This window comes from Salinivibrio sp. MA351, assembly GCF_001996065.1.
GTDB classification, from domain to species: domain Bacteria; phylum Pseudomonadota; class Gammaproteobacteria; order Enterobacterales; family Vibrionaceae; genus Salinivibrio; species Salinivibrio costicola.
The window spans coordinates 42370-64606 of record NZ_MUFG01000005.1 but is presented as its reverse complement, the minus strand read 5'-3'; the positions used below and the strand labels follow the sequence as shown (position 1 = coordinate 64606).

Annotated in this window: 17 protein-coding genes and 1 riboswitch; of the genes, 5 read left to right on the top strand and 12 right to left on the bottom strand. The window is 51.1% G+C overall.

Annotated elements, in window-relative coordinates; translation table 11 throughout:
• Positions 1-11 precede the first annotated feature (11 nt).
• The 8 genes from thiQ to leuA all read right to left on the bottom strand — a co-directional run bounded on the left by thiQ (position 12) and on the right by leuA (position 9128).
• On the bottom strand, positions 12-710 hold the full coding sequence (gene thiQ / locus BZG78_RS04620) for a thiamine ABC transporter ATP-binding protein (RefSeq protein ID WP_021023364.1): 699 nt from the start codon (positions 708-710) through the stop codon (positions 12-14).
• Positions 704-2293 (bottom strand): thiamine/thiamine pyrophosphate ABC transporter permease, encoded by a 1590-nt coding sequence (thiP, locus tag BZG78_RS04615; protein WP_077660511.1) that lies wholly within the window; start codon positions 2291-2293, stop codon positions 704-706. Before thiP ends, thiQ begins: the two co-directional genes overlap by 7 nt.
• 5 nt (positions 2294-2298) lie before the next feature.
• On the bottom strand, positions 2299-3285 hold the full coding sequence (gene thiB, locus BZG78_RS04610; protein ID WP_077660566.1) for a thiamine ABC transporter substrate binding subunit: 987 nt from the start codon (positions 3283-3285) through the stop codon (positions 2299-2301).
• 52 nt (positions 3286-3337) lie between these two features.
• Positions 3338-3439, bottom strand: a riboswitch (TPP riboswitch).
• A 38-nt stretch (positions 3440-3477) separates the two neighbouring features.
• Complete coding sequence (locus BZG78_RS04605) at positions 3478-4269, bottom strand: DUF547 domain-containing protein (RefSeq protein WP_077660510.1); 792 nt, start codon at positions 4267-4269, stop codon at positions 3478-3480.
• 144 nt (positions 4270-4413) lie between these two features.
• Entirely contained in the window at positions 4414-5016 is a 603-nt protein-coding gene (gene leuD / locus BZG78_RS04600) for a 3-isopropylmalate dehydratase small subunit (protein WP_077660509.1), read from the bottom strand.
• Between the two features lie 9 nt (positions 5017-5025).
• Positions 5026-6447, bottom strand: coding sequence for a 3-isopropylmalate dehydratase large subunit (gene leuC, locus BZG78_RS04595; protein ID WP_077660508.1), 1422 nt, complete (start codon positions 6445-6447; stop codon positions 5026-5028).
• Between the two features lie 24 nt (positions 6448-6471).
• The gene (gene leuB, locus BZG78_RS04590) at positions 6472-7563 is read right to left on the bottom strand and encodes a 3-isopropylmalate dehydrogenase (protein WP_077660507.1); all 1092 of its coding nucleotides are present in this window, start codon (positions 7561-7563) and stop codon (positions 6472-6474) included.
• Positions 7564-7565: 2 nt separating this feature from the next.
• Positions 7566-9128, bottom strand: coding sequence for a 2-isopropylmalate synthase (gene leuA / locus BZG78_RS04585; RefSeq protein WP_021023371.1), 1563 nt, complete (start codon positions 9126-9128; stop codon positions 7566-7568).
• Positions 9129-9657: 529 nt separating this feature from the next.
• Between leuA and BZG78_RS04580 the strand changes: the two genes are divergently transcribed.
• The 5 genes from BZG78_RS04580 (at position 9658) to ilvN (ending at position 15899) form a co-directional block, all read left to right on the top strand.
• Complete coding sequence (locus BZG78_RS04580) at positions 9658-10197, top strand: phosphatase PAP2 family protein (protein ID WP_077660506.1); 540 nt, start codon at positions 9658-9660, stop codon at positions 10195-10197.
• Complete coding sequence (locus BZG78_RS04575) at positions 10194-11321, top strand: MJ1255/VC2487 family glycosyltransferase (RefSeq protein WP_077660505.1); 1128 nt, start codon at positions 10194-10196, stop codon at positions 11319-11321. The genes BZG78_RS04580 and BZG78_RS04575 overlap by 4 nt, the downstream gene beginning before the upstream one ends.
• A gap of 177 nt (positions 11322-11498) precedes the next feature.
• The gene (locus BZG78_RS04570; RefSeq protein ID WP_108743357.1) at positions 11499-13286 is read left to right on the top strand and encodes a long-chain fatty acid--CoA ligase; all 1788 of its coding nucleotides are present in this window, start codon (positions 11499-11501) and stop codon (positions 13284-13286) included.
• Between the two features lie 397 nt (positions 13287-13683).
• On the top strand, positions 13684-15402 hold the full coding sequence (locus BZG78_RS04565; RefSeq protein ID WP_077660503.1) for an acetolactate synthase 3 large subunit: 1719 nt from the start codon (positions 13684-13686) through the stop codon (positions 15400-15402).
• Positions 15402-15899 carry an acetolactate synthase small subunit gene (gene ilvN, locus BZG78_RS04560; protein WP_021023377.1) on the top strand — a complete coding sequence of 166 codons (498 nt, stop codon included), beginning with the start codon at positions 15402-15404 and terminating at the stop codon, positions 15897-15899. Before BZG78_RS04565 ends, ilvN begins: the two co-directional genes overlap by 1 nt.
• A gap of 59 nt (positions 15900-15958) precedes the next feature.
• Here the strand turns inward: ilvN and treC are convergent, their stop codons facing one another.
• The 4 genes from treC to pykF form a co-directional block, all read right to left on the bottom strand.
• Positions 15959-17623, bottom strand: coding sequence for an alpha,alpha-phosphotrehalase (treC, locus tag BZG78_RS04555; RefSeq protein ID WP_077660502.1), 1665 nt, complete (start codon positions 17621-17623; stop codon positions 15959-15961).
• Positions 17624-17683: 60 nt separating this feature from the next.
• Entirely contained in the window at positions 17684-19102 is a 1419-nt protein-coding gene (gene treB, locus BZG78_RS04550) for a PTS trehalose transporter subunit IIBC (RefSeq protein WP_077660501.1), read from the bottom strand.
• Positions 19103-19253: 151 nt separating this feature from the next.
• Positions 19254-20210 carry a trehalose operon repressor TreR gene (gene treR, locus BZG78_RS04545; RefSeq protein ID WP_077660500.1) on the bottom strand — a complete coding sequence of 319 codons (957 nt, stop codon included), beginning with the start codon at positions 20208-20210 and terminating at the stop codon, positions 19254-19256.
• Between the two features lie 379 nt (positions 20211-20589).
• Positions 20590-22002: a pyruvate kinase PykF gene (pykF, locus tag BZG78_RS04540; RefSeq protein ID WP_021023382.1), complete on the bottom strand. Its 1413-nt coding sequence runs from the start codon at positions 22000-22002 to the stop codon at positions 20590-20592.
• Between the last annotated feature and the right edge of the window lie 235 nt (positions 22003-22237).

The following is a 22237-nucleotide window of genomic DNA, read 5'->3' as shown; positions in this document are numbered from 1 at the left end:
CACTGATGGGGTTACGCCGTGACACCGATATAATCACGCATGATGGCTGGCGGTGTCTTGAGCGTATCAACCGGATCGTGAAGCTGGATTCGGCCATTATCGAGATAGATAAATTGATTGGCGATCGCTTGTGCATCGTCTGGATGGTGAGTGACCATTACCACCGTCGTGCCTTGTTCTTGAGCGGTACGTTTGACCAAGGCTAACATGTCTTGTTTTAGCGCCGGATCAAGTGCCGAAAAGGGTTCATCGAGCAGTAATAAAGGCTGGTTGCGTGCGATGCTTCTCCCCAAGGCGATGCGTTGGCGTTGGCCGCCCGATAGTTGGCTGGGTAGACGAGATAAATAATCGGTCAACCCTACCGCGTGTGCAGCATGGCGCACGGCCTCTTGCTGTGTGGCCGTGAGTTTAAGCGAGGGAGACAAGCCAATCGCCATGTTGTCGAATACTGACAAATGGGTAAATACGTTGTGTTCTTGAAACAAAATAGACAGTGGCCGCTGGTGAGCGGGTGTCGTGGTGACGGGCTTGCCATCAATGGTGATCTCGCCACTATCTGGCGCGATCAGCCCAGCAATCAGTGATAATAAGGTGCTTTTTCCTGCACCGCTGGGCCCGAGCACGGCCACAATCTCTCCAGGGGCTATTTGGGCATCAAAGATCATCCAATCTTGCTGGTAACGATAGTGGACATTGGAAAGCGTCAGCATGCGTGTCTCCATTGGATCAGACGAGTGATTAGGGCATAGCAACCCAAACTGGTAAGCAGTAATAGCATGGCAGCGGCAGCGCCTGCGTCCATTTGGTAGCTCCCCATCAAGCGAAACAAATAGAGCGGCAGGGTTTGAAAATTTTGGCTACCAAAAAGTGCGATCGCACTAAGATCGCCCATCGATAACACAAAACTCACCGCCACGCCGCGCGCGATCGGGGCGCGTAAACACTGCCATTCGATAAGATGTAGACGGTTGACACCTTTTAGCCCCAAGGTAGCGCAAAGATTGTGATAGGACTGGGCAAGTTGATAGGCGGGCGCGCTCAGTACTTTTATTAAATAGGGCAACGCCATCAGGGCGTTCACGGCCATCACCAACCACAGCGCCAAGCTGAATACATCGCTAAACTGGCGAAACAGTAAAAAAATCCCGGTACTGAGGACAATACTGGGTACCACTAAAATCATCGCCCCTAACGTTTCAATGCCATTCGCTTGTTTCTTACGCCCGTTCAAGCGCCAATGACGACTGGCTAAGATGACAGAGGTGGCCAACACGAAGGCCAAGACGGTTGCGCCGGTAGCGATAAGCAGTGAATGCATGGTGGCTTGCCATAATGCTGTGTCGTTCAGCACAATTAACGCGCTAGGGTTAAGGCCACGCGCGATCACAACCCCGAGAGGTGGTAGAACCAACAATAAAGTCAGCGCAATCCAGAGACTGTCCCAACACTTCGCCGTGCGACTATCGAGTGCCGATGGAAGCGGTTGCACTTCGCTGGGGGTGTTGGCAATCGGCCGAGTCAGTGTTTGCACAATAAAAGCAAAGGTGCCGCACAAGAGCATTTGCCACAGCGCCAGAGCGGCACCGGTTTGTAAGTCAAAATCAAAATGAATGGCTTGATAGATAGCCAATTCAATGGTGGTCGCTTTGGGGCCACCGCCTAATGCCATCACGGTGGCGAAGCTGGTGAAACACAGCATGAATACCAGTCCGACGACATGGGGTAGACTTTGCCGCAGATAAGGCCATTCAAGGTGGCGAAAACGTTGCCAGCCTCTTAGACCAAGCTGGGTTGCCAGGCGCCTTTGATCCGCCGGGATCCCTTCCAAGGCCTGCACCATCAATTGGGCCGAAAAAGGCAGGTTAAAGAAAACATGCGCAAGCAAAATGCCGCTTAAGCCATAGAGAGAAAATGGCATCGCCGCATCAAATTGCGCGAAGGCTTGTGCAATCCAACCGCTGCGGCCGTAGATGGCAACCAATCCAAACACGCCCACCAATACCGGCAGCACCAGGGTCATGGCAAACAGTTTGAGTAGCCAAGCTTTCCCTGGAAATTGTCGCCGAGCCAGCGCATGGGCCACAGGAATGGCGAGCCCAACGCTGAGCACCACAGATAAGGTAGCCTGCTTAAAGCTAAACAGCGTGACATGGCGCAGATAGGCATCTTGCCACAGGGCGGACAGCTTCAAGTCTTGACTGTGTAAGAACAGCGCCCAGAGTGCGCTGCCAATTAATAACACGACCAAGCTGGCCGCGAGACTGCCCGGCCAGGTTCGAGAAGGGTTGAGCATCGACGTTATTCAACCAAAGCGGTTTGCCAATCGCGCACCCATTGCTGACGGTTACCCATCACTTCATCGGGCTGGTACAACAGGCTCTCTTCTGGTTTGTTCAGCGTATAGAAGGCGTCAGGCAAGCTAACATCGGTGACCGGGTACATCCACTGCGTGGTTGGGATCACAGACTGTGCTGTGTCACTGAGCATAAATTGTAGAAACGCATCGGCGCGTTCTGGTTGGTCGGTATAAGCAGACTTCGCCGCCACTTCAATTTGCATATAATGGCCTTCTTCAAACATGGCGGCGGCAAAGCGGTCATCATCGTCAGCGACCAGGTGATAGGCGGGCGAAGAGGTGTATGAAAGCACCATATCTGCCTCTTTGTTGAGGAACATGTTGTACGCTTCGGTCCAGCCTTTGGTCACGGTAATAGTGTTGTCGGCAAGGTCGCGCCATGCCTGCTGGCTTTGATCGCCGTATACTTTTTGGATCCACAGCATCAAGCCTTGGCCAACTGTTGACACACGTGGATCTTGGTAAATCACACTGATATCGTCACGCTCCTCAATCAAAGCCTTCAAGCTTTTGGGTGGGTCGAGCAAACGCGTGGTGTCATACACAAAGGCAAAGTAGCCGTAATCGTAGGGGATAAAGTAGGGATTATCCCAACCGCCGGGTACCTGCAGGCGCTCCGTATTCACCGCGTGCTCGGCGACAATGCCGCTACGCTCAGCTTCTTTCATCAAGTTAGTATCCATACCGAGTACAATATCAGCCTTGGTAGTATTGCCTTCGATACGTAAGCGATTAAGCAGAGCAGCACCGTCACTAAGAGACACAAACTCTAATTGGCAGTCACAGCGTTTTTCAAATTCGGCTTTGATTTTTGGCCCTGCGCCCCAATCGGCGATAAAAGAATCATAGGTATAGACCGTCAGAGGGTCGGCGGCTCGGGCGCTGAGTGATAACAGCGATAAAGAAACCAGAGTGAGAACAGAGGTAATAACTTTCACAGCACGCTCCTAAGTTGGGCGTGGGTGTTGAGGCAAGTTGATGGCAACATCAAGTCTCAATCCCTACGCCAGTGTTAGCTGGATCAGGTTCGATGGGTTTAGCGCCGCGCGCAATCTCAGCCGTGAGGCTCCCCAATGAGTACGGTGCTATTGTACTGATTGGCTTAGTGTTCACCAAGCCTTTTAATCCGCGAGTTGGTTAAGCGTCCAGTCGTAGTCATAATCCAAGCGTGCATCCTTGGGAAGCTTGATGTCTCTATATTGATTGATATGGGTGATCACCCCTTGTTCACTGCCGCCAAAGTCAGTCTCAAACCACTCATAGATAGAAGAAAGCTGCCACTGATTCCCCTGTTGACTCACGCCTTTATCACTATTAATAAAGGAGTAGGCGGCTTGTTCTAATTGCGCGTCCAAGGTGTCGGCTTGAAAGGCTTGCGGTTGCAGGTTAGGGCAGCCAAGGCTGGCACAATTGACCGCATAGTGGGTACGCGGATCTTGCCATAGCGGACGCAAAATACGGTGTTCGATATCATTGAGCGTGAGGGATTCGCCAGCCACCGTCACTACGTCATCATCCCACGGACCAAAGCTAAACAGCCCACCGAGTTTGGTGATCGAACTGACTGGATAGTTGTCCAAAATCAGCGTCACCGTGACCGCATTGTAGAGGTTAACCCAATACGCGTATTGTTCGTCTTTGCTCAGGGTGCGCGGATCGCGCTCGGTAAGCATGCGAATGTAATGATCGAGGGTCGCTTTATCGGCCTCGGTGACGGCTGCGTAGTTAAATAAGGTGTGCTGCCCCTGAGGCTGTAAATACTTATCGAGTAATACTTGCCAACTGTGATGCGTGAAGGTGGCTTGGCTGTCAGGATTATGTGCATCCCACATTGCCCAGTAGTCCGCTTTGGGCGCGGCTTGACTGATGAGCGGAAACACTAGCCCGAACAGAAGTATCAAATGTTTTTGCATTGTCAGTCCTTAATGCGATCAAACCTTCTTTGAGACTAGACCAAGCGAGTCAGCGGTTGGTTTCATTGAGGATAGAAAAATGGGAAGGAACGCCAATAAATGCGGAATAATCAGCACTTATTGGCGAGAGATGAGTGGATGGTATTACACCAAAAAATCAGGTATTTGCTGCTCAAAGCGCGAAATTTCCGCTTCGTGCTGTAACGTCAGCCCGATACTATCCAAACCTTCGAGTAAGCAATGATGGCGAAAATCATCCATCCGGAAGCTAAAGCAGTGTTCACCGGCACGGATGGTTTGGGCGGGCAAATCTAGCGTTACCGCCGCGCCTTCATTTTCGGCCACATACGTAAATAAAGCATCGATTTGGCCTTCTTCAAGGGTCACCGGCACCATTTGGTTATTAATGCAGTTGCCATAGAAAATATCGGCAAAACTGGGGGCGATAATCACTTTAAAACCGTAATCATCCAGCGCCCAAGGAGCATGTTCGCGTGACGAGCCACAGCCAAAGTTTTCGCGGGTGAGTAACACGCTCGCCCCTTGGTAGCGCGCTTGATTGAGCACAAACTCGGGGTTCGGCTGTTTGCCCGCATCGTCTAAAAAGCGCCAATCGTGAAACAGGTGCTGGCCGAATCCGGTGCGGGTGACTTTTTGCAAAAACTGTTTGGGGATGATCGCATCGGTGTCGACGTTTGCCGCATCCAATGGGGCAACAATGCCGGTATGAGTGTGTATGCCTGACATAAGGCCTCCTTATAATTGGTTAACGTCAACAAAGTGACCGGCAATGGCGGCGGCAGCGGCCATGGCTGGGCTGACCAAGTGGGTACGGCCTTCACGGCCTTGGCGGCCTTCAAAGTTACGGTTGCTGGTCGATGCACAGCGCTCTTTGGGGCCTAAGCGATCGTTGTTCATCGCCAAGCACATTGAGCAGCCGGGTAAGCGCCACTCAAAGCCCGCCTCGCGGAAAATCACATCCAGCCCTTCTTGCTCTGCTTGGGCACGCACTTGCTCTGAGCCTGGCACCACCATGGCATGGACGCTATCTGCGACGTGCCGACCTTTGGCGACCGCCGCGGCTGCGCGCATGTCCTCAATTCGAGAGTTGGTGCATGAGCCAATAAACACTTTATCAATTTGGATATCTGTTATGGCTTGGCCTGCGGTTAGCCCCATGTATTTCAGCGCGCGTTCCGCCGAGTGGCGCGCGATCGGATCTGCCATGTGCTCAGGAGCCGGCACGCTATCGTGCACACTAACCACTTGGCCGGGGTTGGTCCCCCAGGTGACCTGATGATGAATTTGACTGCCATCGAGTGTCACGACACGATCAAATTGCGCATCGGCATCCGAGTGCAAGGTTTGCCAAAAATCGACCGCTTGCTGCCATTGTTCACCTTTAGGAGCAAATTTCTTGTCTTTTAAATAGGCAAATGTGGTCTCATCGGGGGCGATCAGGCCCGCTTTTGCGCCCAATTCGATCGCCATGTTGCAGACCGTCATTCGCCCTTCCATGGACAAGTCGGTAATGGCGTCACCGCAAAATTCCACCACGTGTCCGGTGCCGCCGGCATGACCGACTTGGCCGATAATCGCTAGGACAATGTCTTTGGCGGTGATCCCGGGGGCGGTTTTGCCCGTGACTTCAATTTTCATCGTGCGGGCGCGGGATTGCTTGAGCGTTTGGGTGGCCAGTACGTGTTCGACTTCGGAGGTACCAATACCAAAGGCCAGTGCACCAAAAGCACCGTGAGTTGCCGTATGAGAATCACCACAGACGATGGTATTGCCAGGCAAAGTAATCCCTAACTCGGGCCCCATCACATGGACAATGCCTTGGTAGGGGTGATTCAAGTCGTACAGGGTGACGCCAAATTCTTCGCAGTTTTTAGCCAAGGTTTCCATTTGGATGCGCGCCATTTCCCCTGACGCGTTAATGTCTTTGGTTTCGGTGGATACATTGTGATCCATGGTGGCGAAGGTTTTGCTCACTTGGCGCACCGGACGGCCTTTCTCTCTCAGGCCGTCAAACGCTTGTGGCGAGGTCACCTCATGCACCAAGTGACGGTCAATATACAGTAGCGGCGCTTCGCCTGGTTGCTCAGTGACCACGTGAGACTGGTGAATTTTTTCGTACAAGGTCTTGGCGCCTTGCTGGGTGTTTGCATTCGACATAGCTCGTATCCTTACGGGTAATGATTATGCGCCTTGGCGGATATAGGCGGCGATACGATCGCCCATCTGCTCGGTGCTCAGTGCTGGATGGTTACCGGCCAGATCGGCTGTCAGTTCACCGGCTGCCAGCGCTTGGCTCACTGCGTGTTCAATCGCACAGGCCGCGTTTTCTTCGCCCAACGAGTAACGCAGCATAAGTGCCGCTGATAAAATTTGCGCCACTGGATTAGCAATGTTTTGCCCGGCGATATCGGGCGCGGAGCCACCGGCTGGCTCATACAAGCCAAATTTACTCGCGTTCAAACTGGCTGAGGGCAGCATGCCCATAGAGCCTGTGATCATCGCGCACTCATCAGAGATGATGTCGCCGAAAATATTTGAACACAGCATCACATCAAATTGCGACGGGTCTTTAATCAGCTGCATGGTCGCGTTGTCGATATACATATGGCTTAAGCTGACATCCGGATAATCTTTTGCCACCGCTTCTACCACCTCGCGCCACAGCATTGAGCTTTGCAGTACATTGGCTTTGTCGATTGAGCACACTTGTTTGTGGCGAAGCTGGGCGGATTGAAAGGCGATGTGTGCGATGCGCTCAATTTCATAGCGATGATAGACTTCCGTATCAAACGCCTTTTCCTCGCGGCCTTCGCCTTCGCGCCCTTTGGGCTCACCAAAATAAATCCCGCCGGTCAGCTCTCGTACCACCACGATATTAAAACCTTGGTCGGCAATATCGGCGCGCAGCGGACAAAAGCTTTCGAGACCAGTATGGATTTGTGCCGGACGCAAATTACAAAACAGACCAAAGTGCTTGCGTAGCGGCAGTAAAGCACCGCGCTCCGGTTGTTCGGTCGCGGATAAATGCTCCCATTTAGGGCCGCCGACTGAGCCGAATAAAATCGCATCGGCTTTTTCACAGCCAGCCAAGGTGTGTGCGGGCAGCGGCGAGCCATGGGCGTCGATTGCAGCACCGCCAACCGGATAATGCTGACGCTCAAAGGTGACAGCGAAGCGTTCGCTAACCGCATCAAGCACTTTTTCGGCTTGCGCCATCACTTCGGGACCGATGCCGTCGCCGGGTAAAATTGCAATCTGGTGTGCGCTAGCCATGGTTATACTGTCTCCTGTTTTAAATGGGATTGTTCCTTAATCTGCGCAATTTTGTTGGCGCGATAAATAGCATTGATCACGTTTAATAAAGCTTCGCCGGAGGCCTCGATAATATCGGTTGATACCCCGGTGCCGTGATATTTACGGCCTTTGTAGTTGGCAATGATATCGGCTTGGCCGAGGCCATCTTCCCCTTCTCCTTTGGCGGTCAGATCGAATTTATCCAGCTCAATGTCATAGCCGGTGATCCGATATATGCACTGGTACAAGGCGTCGACGGGACCGTTTCCAATCGCTGCTTCGCGTTTTTCTTCATCGCCACATTGCAACTTGATGCTGGTGGTCGCCATTAAGCTGCCCGATTGCACGCCTAAATAATTGAGCTTATAAAAATCGTCCTCTTCTTTGAGGTTGTTGAAGAACATTAAAGCTTCTAAGTCGTAATCGAACACCTGACCTTTACGATCTGCTAACTGCAAGAATGATTGATACAAGGTCTCCAAATCATAGTCTTGCTCGTTGTAGCCAAGGTTATCCATATGGCTTTTCACCGCCGCGCGGCCGGAGCGACTGGTGAGATTCAATGATTTTTTACCCAATCCAATCGACTCTGGCGTCATGATTTCGTAGGTATTTTTGTTTTTCAGCATGCCATCTTGGTGAATGCCAGAAGAGTGGCTAAAGGCATTGGTACCGACCACGGCTTTGTTGGGCTGGATTGGCATGTTGCAAAGTTGGCTAACCAGCTTACTGGTGCGGGCGATTTCAGTATGGTTTAAGCCTGTCTCCACGCCTAACAAGTCAGCGCGGGTTTTTAAGATCATTGCAATTTCTTCCAGCGCACAGTTACCGGCGCGCTCGCCGATGCCATTAATCGTGCCTTCGACTTGGCGGGCGCCGGCCTGTACAGCGGCAATAGAGTTGGCGACCGACATCCCCAAGTCATCATGGCAATGAACAGAAATCACCGCTTTGTCGATATTGGGTACGCGGTTGAACAGGTTGGCAATGATATCGCCAAACTCACTGGGGACCGTATAGCCGACTGTATCTGGGATATTGACCGTGGTGGCGCCAGCATCAATTGCCGCTTCGACCATGCGGCATAAATTATCAATCGGGGTGCGTCCGGCATCTTCGCAGGAAAACTCCACATCATCCGTATACTGGCGCGCATGTTTGACCGCACGCACGCCCATTTCTACTACGTCATCGTAGCTGCGGCGAAGCTTGTCTTTGACATGAATGGTAGAGGTGGACAAAAAGGTGTGGATACGAAAAGCATCGGCGGCTTTGAGCGATTCCGCTGCCACATCAATGTCTTTAGGGACAGCGCGAGACAAAGCACAGACACGGGCATGCTGCATATGCTGAGCAATGGTACGTACGGACTCAAAGTCGCCCGGAGAGGACACAGGAAAGCCAGCTTCAATGATGTCTATTTTCAAACGATCCAAAGCTTGCGCGATTTGTAGTTTCTCTTTGACCGTTAAGCTTGCCGACAACGCCTGCTCGCCGTCACGTAATGTGGTGTCAAACAGAATGACTTGGCTGTTCTCGCTCATGAGTAACTCCCTGTTGTGTTTGCTGGCCGCCGTCATGGCTCTTTAATTGGCGATATGTTTTATTTTGGCGACATTAGATACAAAAAAACCCGCGTCTGGCGCGGGTTTTTGAGATTTGGCATTCACTGTTTTCTGCCCAAAACCTACCCGCGCGACTGGGTTACGATAAGGAGGAGAATGAGGCGTAGGTGAAACAGTGTCATGCTGATGTCCGTCAGTAAATACTCTGTTACCAGAAATAACAGAGCGATGGGGAAAGCGTCAATCTGAAAAAAACAAAACCCGTTTTATGCGCAATACAAAGGCGAAAAACCGGTTAATTAAACTGCTTTTTACACTAAAAGTTAGACTTTTGTGCTGTGGTCTGGGGCGGCTTTGTCCACCCTGCATTATTTTAATTACGCCAATACAGCTGATCTTTAGCGGCAACGGGGCAGAGTAAATTCATTGAGATGTCCCAATAACGTCACCGACCTGTCACACCGGCTGGCTAATGTTTAATCATCAGCTCGCTGTATTGGGAGATACCATGAGACGCTTTGCTGCGATTCAACGCTTTGACCACTCGGTATCGACACTTTGCCTATCGCATCGCTTTAGCGCTGACACCGCCAAAGTGGCCCGTGCCGTTTCCCGCTCGGGCGATGGACCTCTTTATATCGTGATGGGGTTAGCTGCTTGGTGGCTGCAAGAAGCCGTGGGGCTCTGGTTTTTACTCACGGGGCTCACTGCATTTGCCATTGAGCTGCCAATTTACTGGGTATTAAAACGCAGTTTCCGGCGCACACGTCCTTCGCAGCTACCCGCCTTTATCACGCCGTCTGACCTATACAGTATGCCATCAGGCCACACCGCAGGTGCCTTTTTAATGGCCTCTTTGCTGAGCATCTTTTTCCCATCACTCATGCTGCTTGTATTTATTTGGGCGAGCTTGATTGGCATTTCTCGGGTGTTACTGGGGGTGCATTTTGTGACCGACATTATTGTGGGCGCAGGGTTAGGGATAATGTGTGCCAACTTGGCGCACAGCATCACCGCGGATCTTTACGGAATGGCAGGTCTTTCATGAAGCTTTTATACGGTGTTCAAGGAACCGGTAACGGCCATATATCGCGAGCCCGAGCGATGGCGCGTGCTTTGGCAGAGTACGATGTCGAGGTTGATTTTATTTTTTCTGGTCGGCCGGCAGAGCACTATTTTGATATGACGCCATTCGGTGACTATCGGACCTTCACCGGGATGAGCTTTGTGAGCCGCGATGGCAAAATTGATATGTTAGCCACGGCGAGACACAATCACTTGGCACAGCTGCGACGGGATATACGCCAGCTTGATGTATCAGACTATGATAAGGTCATTTCTGATTTTGAACCCATCAGTGCGTGGGCGGCGCGCCAACAAGGAATACCCTCGGTGGCCATCAGTCATCAAGCCGCGTTTTCACATGCGGTGCCCAAACACGGTGAAACTTGGATTAATCGTCTGATTATGCGCCACTTTGCGCCAACAGACTATGCCATTGGCCTGCATTGGTATCACTTTAACCAAGCGATTTTACCTCCGATTATTGATACCAGCCTGCCGAATGCAACAACGGTGTCGCCCGTTGCGGAAAAGGCGGTACTGGTCTATTTACCCTTTGAATCTTTATCTGCGGTCAGTGAGTTGTTGTTGCGCTTTAGCCAGCCTTTTGTCTGCTTTCACCCCGAGGTAAGCGCGCCCGAGCAGCGAGAAAACCTTACGCTTATGCCGCTGGGCAAAGAAAGCTTTCACTCGGCGCTGCATCAGTGCCAGGGGGTAATAGCGAATGGGGGCTTTGAACTTCCGTCTGAAGCGCTGACGTTGGGTAAAAAACTGTTATTAAAACCACTGTCTGGTCAGTTTGAGCAGTTAAGTAATGTCGCGACACTCGCCCAGCTTGGCTTGGCGCACACTATGAATAGCTTGGATGCGAGTGCTGTCCGAGAATGGCTACAGACACCTGCAGTGGGCGCGATTGCATACCCAGATGTTGCTAAAGCTCTGGCGGAATGGCTAGTCAAAGGTGAGTTGGACCAGACGCGCAGCCTATTTCACCATTTGTGGGCTCAGGTTGATTATCCGGAAACAGTCGAAGAGTCGATCTTAGACTTCAACCGCTTATCAACACGCGTTGAGCCGAACCGGTTGAGGTTACAGCGGTTGAACCGTTAATAGGATCCGTTATGCACAAGGTGACTGATTAACGCCTCAACGCCGCTGAATCACGTTTTTACATTTTCACTAGAGTATTCGCTCGATTTTGCTTGTTTTTACCCGAGCGGTCAGTAGACTCGCTTTATTATTTGAGCGTACAAGTGTTCGCCTAAAGGTGAGCCCAAGAGAAGCATAGTGAACACCCAATACCATATTGTTACCCGCCTTCGTGAGCAAATTCGCACTCAGCATCAGCGAGAAGCGATTCGCTTCCAGCAACACAACCAGTGGACAAGTATTAGCTGGCGTCAACTCGGCGAGCGTGTTGATCAACTGTCTCGCTGTTTACTCAAAGCCGGCTGTCAGGTTCAGCAAACCGTCGCTATCTTCGCGCCAAACAGTGAAAAGTGGGCAATGTTAGATTATGCCGCACTGCAAATTCGCGCTGTGCCGGTGCCGATTTACGCGACCAGCACGGCCCAGCAAGCGGCATACATTATTAACGATGCCGATGTGCAATGGATTTTCGCGGGTGACGATCAATTGGAAATGGCGGTAGCGGCGTTGGAGCAATGCCCAAACATCAAAGGTGTGGTGGCGTTAAGCCAAGAGACGCCGGTGCCAGCACACCCTAAAGTGTGGGATTGGGCGAGTTGGTTATTGCAAGACGAACGTGGCTATCAAGCCGAATTAGAGACGCGCATTGACGCACGCTGCATGGACGATCTGATCACCTTGATTTATACCTCAGGCACTACTGGGGAGCCCAAAGGGGTCATGCTCGATTATGCCAACGTCGCGGCGCAGCTTGATGTACATGATCAGGTGCTCGCCATTGAACCGCATGACGTCTCTTTGGCGTTTCTGCCCTTAACACATGTCTTTGAGCGCGCCTGGAGCTATTACGTCTTACATCGTGGGGCGGTCAATGCCTATCTCTCAGACCCGCAAAAGGTGCGATCGGCATTGGCGTCGGTTCAGCCAACAGTGATGTCCGCCGTACCGCGCTTTTACGAAAAAATCCATGGAGCTATTCACGACAAACTCAGTCGAGCCACCGGCGTTAAACCGCATTTATTCCGTTGGGCCCTGCGCCAAGGCGAGCGTCATGCTGCTCAGTTACGTGCTGGCCAATCACTGTCGCGGCGTCAGCAATGGCAATTGGCGTTGGCCGACAAGCTGGTGCTCAGTAAGCTGCGTGCGCTACTGGGTGGTAAGATGCGCTTGATGCCATGCGGTGGGGCGCGTCTTGATCCTGACATTGGCGCGTTTTTCCATGCAATCGGTATTAACGTGAAGCTCGGTTATGGCATGACCGAAACCACGGCCACCGTGTCTTGTTGGGATGATACCTGCTTTGATCCCCAGTCGATTGGTTCTCCGATGCCCGGCGCCCAATTGCGCATCGGTGAGGATAATGAAATTCAAGTTCGCGGGCCAATGGTGATGCGGGGTTACTTTAATCAGCCCGATGCGACGGCGGCCACCTTTACCGCGGATGGTTTTTTGAAAACCGGCGATGCGGGGTATCTCGATGCTCACGGCAATGTATTTATCACGGACCGAATTAAAGAGCTGATGAAAACGTCAGGCGGTAAGTATATAGCACCACAACGGGTAGAAGGCGCTTTGGTGCGTGATCATTTTATCGATCAGATAGCGGTGGTGGCCGAGGCGCGTCATTTTGTCTCTGCCTTGATTGTGCCTTGCTTTGATGCCTTAGAAGAGTGGGCGCGAACGGCTAACATCGAGTATCAAAATCGCAAAGAGCTGTTAAAACATTCTGATGTGGTGGCCTTGTTTGAAAAGCGTTTACAGAGCTTGCAACATGAATTGGCCAAATTTGAGCAAGTCAAACGCTTTACCTTGTTGCCACAGGGCTTTTGTATGCACAGTGGTGAACTTACGCCAACCATGAAGTTGCGTCGTAAAGTGATCCTGTCGCGTTACCAGCATCATATCGACGCCATGTACCAGCGTTGACGGTTTCTAGCTAGGGGGCTCATTGGTGAGCCTCTTCATACTGTTTTTATCCCTTTTCTCCTCTTTATCGCCTTTTGTCAGAATAGCAAATCTGGCAAATTGGTTTTCTTGTAGTGGATCTTTTCGATTTCTCACCTCCCAGTCAGTGTTATCCAGCAACATTCAATCAACATTTAGATTAAAAATGTAAACACTGATTAGCTAATAGACAGTTTTGCAAATAAAACGTTACATTGGAGGTCGTTTCTGTCGAGGCGGGCCAACGAACAATCTAACGCTACCTTACCGCCAGTATTTGGTTTTGATGTCCGTGTGATCACACCACCAGTACATCCAAGTGTAAGGAGCTGGATTAGGCTAAAAGTAAGTCCTAACTATGCAAACAGGGAGGCGTAGAGTGGAAATGTTATCTGGTGCCGAGATGATCGTGCGTTCCATGATCGATCAAGGCGTAAAACATATTTTTGGCTATCCAGGCGGGTCGGTGCTGGATATTTACGATGCATTGCATGAAAAAAGTGGTATCGACCATGTGTTAGTGCGTCACGAACAAGCGGCCGTGCATATGGCGGATGGTTACGCACGCGCAACCGGTGAAGTAGGCGTGGTGCTGGTGACTTCAGGCCCAGGCGCAACCAATGCGATTACCGGTATCGCCACCGCCTACATGGACTCAATTCCCATGGTGGTTTTTTCTGGGCAGGTGATGAGTAGTTTGATTGGCAATGATGCCTTTCAAGAGTGCGATATGGTGGGGATTTCTCGTCCTGTGGTGAAACACAGCTTTTTAGTCCAGCGCGCTGAAGATATTCCCAATATTGTCAAAAAAGCCTTTTATCTTGCCTCGACTGGACGTCCCGGCCCTGTGGTGGTGGACATCCCCAAAGACATGGTCAATCCGGCTAAAAAGCATCCGTATCAGTATCCTGATAGTGTGCGCATGCGCTCCTACAACCCGACAACAACCGGCCATAAAGGGCAGATTAAGCGCGGACTAAAAGCACTACTGGCGGCGAAAAAGCCGGTGCTGTATGTCGGCGGTGGCTCTATCATGGCCGATTGCGGCGAACAAATCCGCCAGCTATCAGAAAGCTTGAACATCCCGGTGGTCAGCACCCTGATGGGGCTAGGTGCCTTTCCTGGCACCCATGAACATTCGTTGGGTATGTTGGGCATGCATGGTACCTACGAAGCCAACATGGCGATGCACCAAGCCGATCTGATTTTTGGTATTGGTGTCCGGTTTGACGATCGCACCACCAATAACCTCGAAAAGTACTGTCCCGATGCCACCATCATGCACATTGATGTGGATCCCTCGACCATTTCCAAAACTGTCTCGGCCGATATTCCTATTGTCGGCTCTGCCGATGCTGTACTCAGTAGTATGCTCAAACTGCTGGTGGAGCAGGGAGGCAGTAACGACAGCGATGCGCTCAGCACCTGGTGGCACAATATTCAAACTTGGCGTGAGCGCCAGTGTTTGAAATATGTTGCTGATCCTGAGCGGATTAAACCGCAGCAGGTGATTGAAACCTTGTACCGCCTCACTCATGGTGATGCCTATGTGACCTCGGATGTCGGCCAGCATCAAATGTTTGCCGCACTTTATTATCCGTTTGATAAGCCACGTCGTTGGATTAACTCGGGTGGCTTGGGCACCATGGGCTTTGGGCTTCCCGCCGCCATGGGGGTCAAGTTTGCGCTACCGGACGCGCAGGTGGTGTGTGTGACGGGTGATGGCAGTATTCAGATGAACATTCAGGAGCTCTCCACCGCGTTGCAATATGACATTCCAGTGGTGATTGTGAACCTCAATAACCGCTTCCTCGGAATGGTCAAACAGTGGCAGGACATGATTTATCAAGGCCGTCACTCGCACTCTTATATGGACTCGGTACCAGATTTTGCCGCGATCACTGAGGCCTATGGTCACGTGGGAATGCGTATTAGTCATCCGTCCGAGCTGGAAGCCGGCCTAGAAAAGGCGCTGGCAATGAAAGATCGTTTGGTGTTTGTCGATATCCATGTTGATGAAACCGAGCATGTATATCCAATGCAGGTACGCGGTGGGGCGATGAATGAAATGTGGTTGAGCAAAACGGAGAGAACCTAATGCGCAGTATTGTATCGGTTTTAATGGAAAACGAACCAGGTGCCTTGTCGCGGGTTGTGGGGTTATTCTCTCAGCGTGGCTACAACATTGAATCACTGACGGTGTCACCCACCGATGATGCGACCTTGTCGCGCTTGAATATCACCACCTCGGTGGTCAGCGACGCGGACCGCGAGCAAATCGAAAAGCACCTGCATAAGCTGATTGATGTGCTGAAAGTGAGCAATGTCACCGAAAGCGATCACATTGAGCGTGAACTGGCGTTGGTGAAAGTAAAAGCCAGCGGCTTTGCCCGCGCGGAGGTAAAACGCACCGCCGATATTTTCCGTGGTCAGATTGTCGATGTCACGAACTCGCTGTATACCGTGCAGCTGACCGGTGACAGTGACAAACTGGATGCCTTTATTCGCGCGGTGGGTGAAATTACCGAGATCATTGAAGTTGCACGCAGTGGCGTAGTGGGCATTGCACGTGGCGAGCGAGCGTTGCGTCAGTAACCAAAGCCACTGGCCGTTGTAAGAAAAATGGCACGCTAAGGCGTGCCATTTTTTGTCGGTCAGGCGGGATGAATCAAATACACCAAGGCTTCATAGGGTGCCAGTTGCATTTCTGGCATCAACGGCTTGGCTTCTGGGTAATTATGGCTCACCAAGTCTGCGTTCGGGGCAGGGGCGATAGGCAAGGTCGCTGTGACCGGTTCGCCATAAAAGTTACACACTACTACCAGTTGGTTATCACCGTTGTCGCGACGATACGCGAGCAATTGTGGGTGGTCAGACAGCAAGTCCTGATAATCTCCTTCACGGATCACCGGTAAGGTTTTACGCAGGGAAATCAGCTGCTTGTAGTGATAGAACACAGAGTCTTTATCCGCCAGTGCGGTGTCGACATTGACGTCAACATAGTTAGGCGCAGGCTTTAGCCAGGGTGTGCCTTGAGTAAAACCGGCGTTTGCTGAACGGTCCCACTGCATGGGCGTGCGTGAATTGTCGCGTGAGCGTGCAGCAAGAATGGCCAACACTTCCCCTTCAGGCATGCCTTGTTCGCAAAGCAGATGGTACATGTTGCGGCTTTCGACGTCTTGATAGTCATCAATATGTTGATAGCCAGGGTTGGTCATGCCAATTTCTTCCCCTTGATACATGTAAGGCGTGCCTTGCTGCATATGTATCGCAGTGGCGAGCATTTTGGCTGATTCGACCCGGTGGTGGCGGTCATCACCAAAGCGGCTGACCACACGCGGCTGGTCGTGGTTACACCAAAATAATGCGCCCCAACCTTGATTATGCAGGCCGTGCTGCCAAGTGCGGAACAGCTGTTTTAGGGCTAAGAAATCAAATGGCGCCAGTCGCCACTTCTCACCGCCCGGATAATCGACTTTTAAGTGGTGGAAGTTAAACACCATGGAGAGCTCTTTGCCATCTGGCGCGGAATACTGCTGACAGTGCTCTAAGGTGGTCGAAGACATCTCGCCCACGGTGACGCTGCCGTAACGCTGGAAAATGTCGCGGCTGATCTCTTGCAAGTATTCGTGAACGCGGGGACCGTCGGTATAAAAACGGCGACCATCGCCTTGGTGATCGTCGGGGAACGATTGATCTTTGGAGATCAAATTGATCACATCGAGTCGAAAGCCATCCACGCCTTTTTCGGCCCAAAAGGCCATCACGTCTTTGACGGCGGTCCGCACCGCTGGGTTTTCCCAGTTAAGATCGGCTTGCTCGGTGGCAAATAAATGAAGGTAATACTGACCGGTCGGTTCATGCCATTGCCAGGCGCTGCCGCCAAATTTTGACTGCCAGTTGTTCGGAGCGCCGCCGTTAACCGGGTCTTTCCAGATATAGTAATCGCGATAGGGGCTGTCTTTGCTGGCAAGCGCTGATTGAAACCAAGGATGCTCAGTTGAAGTGTGGTTAATGACAATATCCATGATGATACGGATATCGCGTTTGTGCGCCTCGGCGAGCAGGATGTCGAAGTCGTCCATGGTGCCTAGGCTTGGGTCAATCGCGTAATAATCGGCAATGTCGTAGCCATTATCGACTTGTGGCGATACATAAATGGGGGTGAGCCACAAGGCGTCGATGCCCAAAGTCGAAAAGTAGTCCAGTTTTTCGATAATGCCCGGCAGATCACCTGTCCCTGTTTGTGTGGTGTCACGGAAGCTTTTTGGATAAATCTGATAAATGGTGGCCGTTTTCCACCAGGGATGTGCGTGCATAATGTCTCTCTCAACGCGAATAAAGCAGGGAGCGTTCCCTCCCCGCAGACTGAAGGGGAATTAGATGACGGCCAGTTTGCCTTTGCTGGCTTGGCGGCGATACATAAAGGCGGTGAGTGCAATGGGCACGATAATGGCTATCAGCATCGCGACCGCATAAACACCCCAGAACTGTGGCTGAATGGATAAAATACCTGGCAGGCCACCCACACCAATGCCGTTGGCCATCACGCCGGAAAGACCACACACAATCGCCGCTAGGGCCGAGCCAACCATGGCGCATAGCATCGGGAATTTGTAACGTAAGTTAATCCCGTACATGGCCGGCTCCGTGACGCCAAGGTAGGCAGAAATCGCGGCAGGCACCGATATTTCGCGCTCGTTTTCTTTTTTGCTCATCCAAATGATCCCGACCACCGCCGAGGCTTGTGCAATGTTGGACAGGGCAATCAGTGGCCAAATAGGGGTACCGTTCATTTCTTGCATCAGCTGCAAGTCCACCGCGTTAGTGGTGTGGTGAACACCCGTGATCACTAAAGGTGCATAAAGGAAGCCGAACAGAGCCGCACCTATGTAAGCGTAATCGCCGGTCATCGCCGAACGGGCTAAGAAGGCGACACCATTACCGATTTCGCGGCCAAATGGGCCAATCAAGGTGTGTGCCAAGATCACGGAAGTGAGCAGGGCGATAAAAGGCACCACCACCAAATACAAATAATCCGGAATAATGCGTTTTAACTGGGTTTCAATAAACGCCAACGCCATCCCCGCAAACATCGCCGGGATCACCTGCGCTTGATAACCGACTTTTTCAATCGAGAACCAGCCAAAGTCCCACACTTCGGGGATTTCTTTACCGATAAGGTAAGCGTTCATCAACTGGGGTGATACTAGGGTAATACCGAGCACGATCCCCAAGATTGGCGTACCGCCCATTTTTCTCACCGTCGCCCAACAGACACCGACAGGCAGGAAGTGGAAGATGGCTTCGCCAAGCAGCCATAAGAAGCCGTGAGCGGTGGCCCAAAACTCGCTGATCTCGGTCAGGGTTTTGCCATCGAACATGCGGATATCACCGATCACATTACGGAAGCCGAGGATCAGACCGCCGGTGATGATCGCGGGAAGAAGGGGAACAAAAATTTCCGCGAGGTGTGAAATCGCACGTTCAGTTAGGGTCATATTTTGGCGAGCCGCTTGTTTGGCTTCGTCTTTTGATTGGCCCTCGACGCCGGTGGCTTGTTGTAACAGCGCGAAAGCTTGGTCGACGCTGGTGCCGATCACCACTTGAAATTGACCGGCACTGGTAAAGCAGCCTTTCACCATGGGGATCGCTTCAATCGCTGCGACATCGGCTTTCTCCGGATCGTTTAACACGAAACGTAAACGGGTGAGGCAGTGGCTTACGGTTGCAATGTTGTCTTTGCCGCCAATATGAGTAACCAATTGGTCAACGTCTTTTTTATCTATCTGGCTCATAAGCAATCCTGTATTGCTGTAGGGTATTCATTGGTAACGTTCCCACTGATTATGGATCGTACGATCGAATTTATCAGTGGAATCGTTCCCATTATTTGAAAACCATCACACAGAATTTTTTAACTGCTTGATTCATCGTGTAGAGAAAAGGTTAGGGCAGCACGAGATGACACGGTTGTGTCCAATGCGTGATCTCAGTAGGCGTTTCATCAAGCTGCTTGAGCAATAGCTCGGCTGCATGCTGACCTGCTTGATGGTAACCCAGCTCCACACTGACTGCGCGTGGGAACATAAAGCGTAGCATGTCATGATTGCCGATGCCGCCAATAGCAATGTCCTCTCGGCCAAGAGTTTGTAATCGCTTAGCGACGCCAAGCGCCAGGGTATCAGACGCACATACAACCGCCTGGGTTTGGCTATCAATCAGTGAGTCGGTTGCCTTATAGGCAGCATGTAGGCTCATTTCGCAGCGATGCAGACGGGCAGGTAGTTGGTGGCGATCACAGAAAGAATGGTAGGCATGGGCCCGAGCACGCCCCGTGGTTTCATCGTGTTCATCAATACCGAGAAAGTGAATGTAGCGCAGTCCTTGGGCATAGAAATGCGCCATGACTTGTGTGACAGCGCCTTGGTTGTCATAACTCACACTGGCATAGTCGTTACTATCGATCGCGAGTACCACACAATGGGGAGCAAAAGGCGCCAGAGCAGAGAGATCACACCCCGAAAAGCCAAAAAAGATAATACCATCCACATTACGACGTTTTAGCACGTCCAAATGGGCTTGTGCTTTTTGTTGCGAAAATTGCGTTTCCATAATCGCGGCGTCATAGCCTCTGGCATACAAGGTATTGAGCAAGCCAGTCAGCGCGGTATTTTCGGAGTTGGAGCTCAGCTTAGCTACAATCACACCCACAACACCACTGCGTTGTGCTCGCATCGCCCGTGCGGATTTAGAAGGGAGAAAGTCGTGTTGGTCGATCACCGCTTGCACTTTAGCGCGTGTGCTGTCTTTAACGCGTGCGTCATTGTTTAACACACGGGATACGGTCGATTTCCCGACCCCGGCTAAGCGGGCAATATCCAAAATGGTTAATGGTTTTGTCATCTTTTTCTCTGTGATAGCGGTAAATCAGTGGCTTAGACACAGCGCCTTTACCTGTCATGATAACAGCCGTGATTGGCGCTTGCGATTTATTGATTAATTTATAAACTACAGCCTGATTTTTGAACAACGACCTTTTTAGACTGAAATGATGATGAGCCACCCTTTACTACAAACGATCAATAAGTGCCTAGTGCGCATGACCACCTTGACGCTCGCGGTATTGGCATTAAAGCTTAGCGCGATTTATTTGGTGCCGTTAGCGGTATTGATCAAAACGCACTTCAAAGAAATTGTCCACTGGTAAGCGCAGATAAAAAAACGCCCCGACATAGTCGAGGCGTAAGTTTTGTTATCGCTTTTACTATATAAGTGCGATCAATTACAGCACGTGCACTGATGTAGTATTGGTTGTGCCTGAAGGAACTAAAGCACCGGACACCATCACGACGATATCGCCTTTGTTGGCCAAGCCTGATTCGAGAGAGATGGTCTTACCGCGACGGTAGAACTCATCCGTGCTGTCGATGCTTTCGATCATCACAGGCGTCACCCCTTTAGTCAGACACAAGTGTGCGGCTGTTTTCGGATTAGTGGTTACCGCGATGATATTAGCCGTTGGGAAGTACTTACGTACTGAGCGTGCTGATTTGCCCGCTTCGGTCGCAACGACAATCAAAGGTGCGCCCAGTTTTTGAGAGGTATCGACAGCGCCTTTACAGACCGCTTCGGTGATGCGCAGACGGCTGCTATCGAGACGAGAACCCAACGCAGGTGACATTTGACGGTCTGTACGCTCACAGATTTGCGCCATGATGCTTACCGCTTCTAATGGGTACTTACCTTTTGCAGATTCCCCTGACAGCATGACGGCATCGGTACCATCCATGATAGCATTCGCCACGTCACCGGCTTCAGCACGGGTTGGACGTGGGTTTTTGATCATCGAATCCAGCATTTGTGTTGCGGTAATAACCAGCTTGCGAGCACGGTTACATTTTTCGATCATCATCTTCTGCGCGAAGATCACTTCTTCAACCGGGATTTCTACACCCAGATCACCACGAGCAACCATGATGCCGTCTGAGGCCTCTAAGATAGCGTCAAAGTTGTCGACACCTTCTTGGTTTTCGATTTTAGAGATGATTTTGATGTCGCTGCCACCGTTTTGGGCTAGTAGCTCGCGGATTTCTTCCACGTCTTCTTTTTTACGGATAAATGAAGCGGCAACAAAATCAACACCTTGCTCACAGCCGAACTTAAGATCAGACTTGTCTTTTTCTGCCAATGCCGGAAGGCTAACGGAAACGCCTGGCAGGTTAACGCCTTTGTTTTCACCTAGCTCGCCATTGTTCAGTACTTTACAAACCACTTCTTTTTCAGTCGTTTCTAGTACTTCCATCTCAAGCAGACCATCATCGACTAAGACAGTATTACCCGCTTTTAAATCCTGAGGTAAACCTTCGTAAGTGACCGCAACGCGATCTTTATTGCCCACGACAGAGGTGTCTGTGGTGAAAGTGAAGGTTTGACCGGCTTCTAGCATGACATCGTCGCCATTTTCTAGTTTTACCGTACGGATCTCTGGACCTTTAGTATCCAGCAAGATAGCGGCTTGTTTACCCGTTTGCTTCATCACGTTACGTAGGTTAGCAATACGAGCACCGTGCTCTTGATAGTCACCGTGTGAGAAGTTAAGGCGCATAACGTTCATACCAGCTTCAACAAGCTGAGTCAGCATCTCTTCAGATTCGGTTTTTGGGCCAATCGTACATACGATTTTGGTCTTTTTCATCGACACATTTCTCCGGTCAAAAATTGAAACATAAGCTTGGTGCTTTTTCACAACACACTGAAAAAGTGTAATTTTACCACGCACTTTTTGCTCAAGTAGCTGTGAAAGCGAAACCTCTGCATTTTTCAATGGCGTTACCGCAACTAGGATAGCTGGGGTAACATCACTGTTTATCGCCTGTGAGTATAGATGGTCTGCGGTGATCTATGTTGATCACGGGCAATAAAGCCGCTAT